Annotated in this window: 5 protein-coding genes and 1 pseudogene; 3 read left to right on the forward strand and 3 right to left on the reverse strand. The window is 45.7% G+C overall.

The annotated features are described in order from the left end of the window. The first annotated feature begins 151 nt into the window (after positions 1-151). Positions 152-652: pseudogene (locus Q0338_RS08465) on the forward strand (ClbS/DfsB family four-helix bundle protein). 233 nt (positions 653-885) lie between these two features. Here Q0338_RS08465 and Q0338_RS08470 read toward each other — a convergent pair. Further along, positions 886-2220 carry an OprD family outer membrane porin gene (locus Q0338_RS08470; protein ID WP_298086366.1) on the reverse strand — a complete coding sequence of 445 codons (1335 nt, stop codon included), beginning with the start codon at positions 2218-2220 and terminating at the stop codon, positions 886-888. Positions 2221-2371: 151 nt separating this feature from the next. After that, positions 2372-3412, reverse strand: a complete 1041-nt coding sequence (locus Q0338_RS08475; RefSeq protein ID WP_298086367.1) for an AI-2E family transporter — start codon at positions 3410-3412, stop codon at positions 2372-2374. Positions 3413-3583: 171 nt separating this feature from the next. On the opposite strand from Q0338_RS08475, the gene Q0338_RS08480 reads away from it, so the two are divergent. Together Q0338_RS08480 and Q0338_RS08485 are read left to right on the forward strand one after the other, a co-directional pair. Continuing rightward, the gene (locus tag Q0338_RS08480) at positions 3584-3883 is read left to right on the forward strand and encodes a hypothetical protein (protein WP_298086368.1); all 300 of its coding nucleotides are present in this window, start codon (positions 3584-3586) and stop codon (positions 3881-3883) included. Further along, positions 3871-4341 carry a hypothetical protein gene (locus Q0338_RS08485; protein WP_298086369.1) on the forward strand — a complete coding sequence of 157 codons (471 nt, stop codon included), beginning with the start codon at positions 3871-3873 and terminating at the stop codon, positions 4339-4341. The genes Q0338_RS08480 and Q0338_RS08485 overlap by 13 nt, the downstream gene beginning before the upstream one ends. Before the next feature lie 335 nt (positions 4342-4676). Here Q0338_RS08485 and ruvB read toward each other — a convergent pair. Beyond that, the coding region (ruvB, locus tag Q0338_RS08490) for a Holliday junction branch migration DNA helicase RuvB (protein WP_298086370.1) at positions 4677-5588 on the reverse strand (912 nt) is incomplete at its 5' end.

Raw genomic sequence — 5588 nt, forward strand, 5'->3', positions numbered from 1 at the left:
TATACTTAAGTTTTATTTTTAATTTTTAAAATACAAATATAAATTAAATTTTACCTTTTATATTTTGTAGCTTTTGGTAATACCCGTATCTTTAAAGTGCAAATTTAAAAATGTGCTGTATAATTTGCTCAAATTTAGCCAAGGATAAAAAATGCCGCGACCGACGAATAAAATAGACTTACTAAGCGATTCAGAGACAAATTTTAAAAAACTTTTATCGCTAGTTGAAAGCATGAATGAGGCAGGGCAAGAGGCCAAATTTGACTTCGAGGATAGAGATAAATGCGTCCGAGACGTGCTCGCACACCTTTACGAGTGGCATTTGCTTTTGATAAATTTTATCCAAAAGAACCTAAGCGGTGAGCGGGCTTCGTTTTTACCCGAGCCGTACAACTGGAAAACCTATCCACAGATGAATGCGTAAATTTGGCGCAAGCACCAAGCTACGCCGCTTTACGAGGCTAAAACTCTGCTAGCGCAAACACACGAAAAAGCAATGCAGCTTACGGCAAATTTTAGCGACGAGGAGCTTTTTGCGCGCGGACATTTTAACTTCACGGGCAATCTAAACCTCGCCGCCTACATTACCAGCAGCACCTCATCACACTACGACTGGGCGATAAAAAAGATAAAAAGCACAAAAATAGCCTAAAATCAGACTCATGATTTGCTATTACATAGATTAAATTTGAGCCGATACGGCAATTTTTGACGCAGTTAAATTTAGGCAACTAGTTCATAAATCGTAAATTTGATGTAGGCCAAATTTACTCCAAAAAGATCAAATTTATGCAGGTTTATAAGACCAAATTTACGCCCCAAACGCAAAAAATAAAATAAAAAAGAAGTAGCGGACGCGTCAAATTTGCGTCCGCATTAAAGTAGCTAGTTTAGAAGGTTAAATTTATATCCAAGTTGTAGCCAAAGCTCGTTGTTATCGGTCTTTCTAACGGCTCCTCTGGTATCAAAGTTCTTTCTCTCAAGAGCCGTGTAGGTGATGCTTGCGCTTAGCCCCTTGACCCACGGCATATCGTAGCTAGCCTGCGCCGCCCAGCCCTTTACGTTCATATGCGTATTAGCCGCGGTCGGACCGGCGTTACGATGCGGGGCGTCTTGCCTACCTTTTACTAGATGTAGTTTTGCTTTTAGACCCTCGGCACCCACTTCTTTAAAGTCGTACTCAAACAAAAGTTTATGCGTATTCATGCCAGCATAGCCCGTAAATACGAAAGGCCCGCGGATAGGAAGCAGCGTGTATGAGCCGGGACCGTTACCTAGACCAAACGCCAAAGCGTCGTTGTCGCCGACGGTCGTATAGGCGTAAGACGCGCTAAAGCCCACGAAATCATAAATGCCCGCTCTTAGACCGATCATATTTCCGTCGTAGTTTAGATCTTCTAAGCCTCTTGTAGTGCGAGAGCCCTTATACATCGCGTCAAAACCCAGTTTAAAGTCGCCGACGGGTACTTTGTAGTTAGCCTCGGCTAGGTAGAAGTTGATGTCGCCTTGCAGCGCGCCGCGCCTAAGATCGGTCACTCTAGCGTATGCGCCGGTTAGTTTTAGATTCGGGATGCTTTGATTTATGACTGCGCCGGTAAAGATATTGTCAAACTCATACGCCACGGGCCCCATGCCGCCGACGATGACTCTATCCTTAAAATGCGGAGCGCGCCCCTCTTTGCCGCCCGTTACGACGGCGCTTCTGCCTTGAAATTTATAATACCAGCCGCCGATCAGGGTGGTGTTTGGGATGTCTTTGTTTACGATCGTTAGACCCTCAAACGCCTCTTTAAACGCGCGCGTCGGATTGCCCGCTACTAGCGGAGTATTTACGTATTGACGGCCGAATTTGATATCGGTCTGCCCTATGCCGTAGCCTAGATACGCTTCGGACATTACCGCGCCTTGCGTTCTCCACTCTTTGTCGTATAGAGTGCCGCTTTTTCTCATGCTGTTAAACGGCAGGAAGTTGCCCTGCCCCGTAACGCCGAGCCTAAAGCCGTAAAACGGATCGGTCACGTAGCCAAGCTCAAGCTGTATAGACGTCAGCTGCTCGTCGTGTATCGGCGCGCGTTCGTCTTTTTGATCGACGTAGGTGGCTTGGATCTTGCCTGCTAGTTTTCCTTTGGTAAACGCCTCCCCAAAGGTGTCGGCTGCGTTTGCTGCGCCTAAAAAGCCAAGCGCCAAAACGGCGGCTAAACTTAGTTTTGCTAGTTTCATAAAAACTCCTTGGTTAAATTTAGCAAATTTACGTCCCGCAAATTTAATGCGGAACATTAATTTTTATATTTAAGGATTATAGCACAGAAAATAATAAAATCCGTGTTAGATTTGTGATATTTGCTAAAAATATCGCGGATTTTAGGCAAATTTACACGACCGAGCGCTCTTTAAGCAATGTATAAAGCTTGATCGTCGAGATAAAAAACGTCACGATCGCAGGCCCCAAGATAAGTCCCCAAAAGCCAAACGTCGAGATGCCCGCTATCATCGAGAAAAACAGCAGCAGCTCGTTGATCTTTGTCGGGATTTTTACGAGCTTATCGTTGATAAATTTAATCACGATCGGCTTTAAAAACGTATCTGCGACGATAGATATCACGACGATAGTATAGACGGCGATGACGATCGCGGCCGCGGTGTTGCCGTTAGCAAACTCGTAAAGGCTAATAGGCCCCCAAGCAAGCAAGCCGCCAACGACCGGCACGAGCGAAGTAAAGGCAAAGAGTATGCCCATCAAAAAGCCGTTGTAGCCGTACGAAATCGTGATGATAGCAAAGAGGCAACCCTGCAAAATCGCGTTTAAAACGATAGAGTAAAGCACGACGCTCATGACGTTAGCCACTTCGCTAAGTATAAACTCGCTCTCGCTCTCCTTCATCGGAAGCGCGCTTTTTAGGTAGCCCACAAGCTCGCTACCGTAAAGCACCGCAAAAAAGAAAAACACGAGGATAAAAATCATGTCGATGAGAAATTTTACGCTTGATTTGCCGATGCCGCCAAGACTAGAAAGCACGTTGCTAGATATCGCTCCGACGTCGATGTCGGCGATCATCTCTTTGATTTTAGGCTCTAGAAATTTGATCGGTTCGGGCAGCTGAAAATTCCCGCTTTGAAAATAATTTAACGTGTTTGTTATGTAGCCGGTGTTAAAGTTTGCGGCGTGTTTGGCGATCTCGATCACGGCGTACAAAAGCGGCGCGATAAATAGCGAAAACAGCGCTAGCGTCGTAAGAGCCGCCGAGAGCGTCCTTTTGCCCTTCGTTAGCTGCAAAAATTTGACGTTTACGTTTGAGGTGGCGACGGCTAGCAAGGCGGCGATAAAGATGTTTAGCAAAAACGGCTTAAAAAGGTACACCACTAGCGCCAACGCGCAAAGAGCGAAAATACCGAAAAACACTCGATTATTCATTTTTTTCCTTTTGAGGGGCTTATTATATCAGATTTTGCGGTGTTTTGCGGACGGGCTAAATTTAGGCACGAGCGAGGCGGATGAGACGTATAAATTTTAAGTAAATTTATCGATTTCTAAAAAAAAAGGGGGGGGGGGAAAATGGCTTTATATTTTATTTAAAGGAGATTAATGAGTGATTTTTATCCGTTTGACAAAGAGCATATCGTGCTTTACGACGTAGACGATTTCATCGTTGCCTTAGGCTACAGCTCGAAATTCGGCGGTTGGCGCATAGGTATGAGGTGGAAAAGCTCCATGGAGAGCAAAAACGGCTATCCCGTTACTAGAAACGGCGATCCTTGCTACTTCTTGCTATCAAACAATCTATGCAAGGAGTTTTTAGGGGCTTTACTCGACGGCTCGCCAAATGACGAGAAAATAAAAAATGCTATCGAAATATTAAAAGGAGAAAACAAATGGCGAAGCTAAGTTTAGCGTTAGCTGCGGCGATACTCATAGGCTGCGGCAGCGAAGGAGCAAGGGCGGCAGATAAAGCCCCGTTTGAAATCGAGCGGGGTAACTACAAGATATTAGTAACATCTTTGGTAGATGACCTTAAAATATATATGGTTGAAATCAATAGAGGTAATTGCAGTAGCTCGTGGACAAACGAAATCAAAGGTCAAAATAACACCGTAATGTACAATAAAGTAACCGTAAATGAAACTGATCGTGGAAGTTATGTGTATGCAAGAATATATGTAAATGGAGGCCAAAAAGAGGATAAAACAATTTCCTTGGATGATTTTTATGGCCAATATGGAAAAGATGCCGCAGCTATCAATCTAAAATTTGGAGAACAAGAGCAAATAGGGGCTTACTGCTCTAAAATTTTAGAAGCAAAAATAGATACAGACCAAGGTTCTTGGACATATACCTTTAAATAATTTCTTTTAAATTTCGGTGCTTCGGTTTTTGCTTTTGCGCCGAAATTTACCGCCGCCATCGCACGATTCCAAGCCGTAAATAAAATCAAATTTTCGCGCGATTTTCACTCAAATTTTACCAAACCTACGACTTTCGTTTTAAAATCGAGAAAATTTCGTAGCAGCCAAATTCACGCTCCTTCTCTTAATTTTCGACGAAAATACAGTCAAATTTGACCCGCGCGTAAACGACGACGATTTTTATGTTTGTTAAATTTAAACCCAAGATAATTTCCCGAGCAAAAAGCGACTAAAATTTGACGATTAAAATTTATGGTTGAATCCAGTTTCCCACCTCAATCCTCAAACAATCCTTTTTGCGTACCCCCGTCAAATTTGAGCTTAAACACCTCGTAGGCTTTGGCGCTTGCTAGCCTGCCTTTTGCCGTGCGCTCGATGTAGCCGTTAGCGAGCAGATAGGGCTCGATCACGTCCTCGACCGTGCCCTCGTCCTCGCTTAGAGCCGCCGCGATCGTGCTTAGCCCCATCGGACGGCGTTTGGCGGCGAGCAGGATCTCTAGATACTTGATATCCATCTCGTCAAAGCCGATGTCGTTTACGCCAAGCGCGTCCAGAGCCTCTTTGGCGCGGGGTTGCGAGATGATCGCTTCGTCGTTTACCTCGGCGAAGTCTCGTATGCGCTTTAGCAGCCGTAGCGCGATCCTGGGCGTAGCGCGCGAGCGAGCGGCGACCTCGAGAGCGGCGGCTTTTTCGCACTCTTTGCCAAGCTTTACCGAGGCGATCTGCACGATACGAGCTAGCTCCTCTCTGGTATAAAACTGCAGCCTAAAATCCATCCCGAATCTATCTCGCAGGGGTGCCGAGATCATTCCCGCGCGCGTCGTAGCGCCGATCAGCGTAAATTTAGGCAGGTCGATCTTGATAGTCTGCGCCGCAGGCCCCGAGCCTATAATGATATCTAAGCGAAAGTCCTCCATCGCAGGATAGAGCACCTCCTCGATCGCGGGGCTTAGGCGATGTATCTCGTCGATAAAGAGCACGTCGCCCTCTTGCAAATTTGTCAGTACCGCCGCCAGATCGCCGCTTTTTTCTATCATGGGTGCGGCCGTCATCTTGATGCTCACGCCCATTTCGTTTGCGATGATGTGCGCCAGCGTCGTCTTACCAAGGCCCGGCGGCCCATAGAAAAGCACGTGGTCTAGGCACTCGCCGCGCTTTTTGGCAGCCTTTATAAAGACGCCTAAATT

The sequence above is a fragment of the uncultured Campylobacter sp. genome, assembly GCF_938018145.1.
Classification (GTDB): Bacteria; Campylobacterota; Campylobacteria; order Campylobacterales; family Campylobacteraceae; genus Campylobacter_A.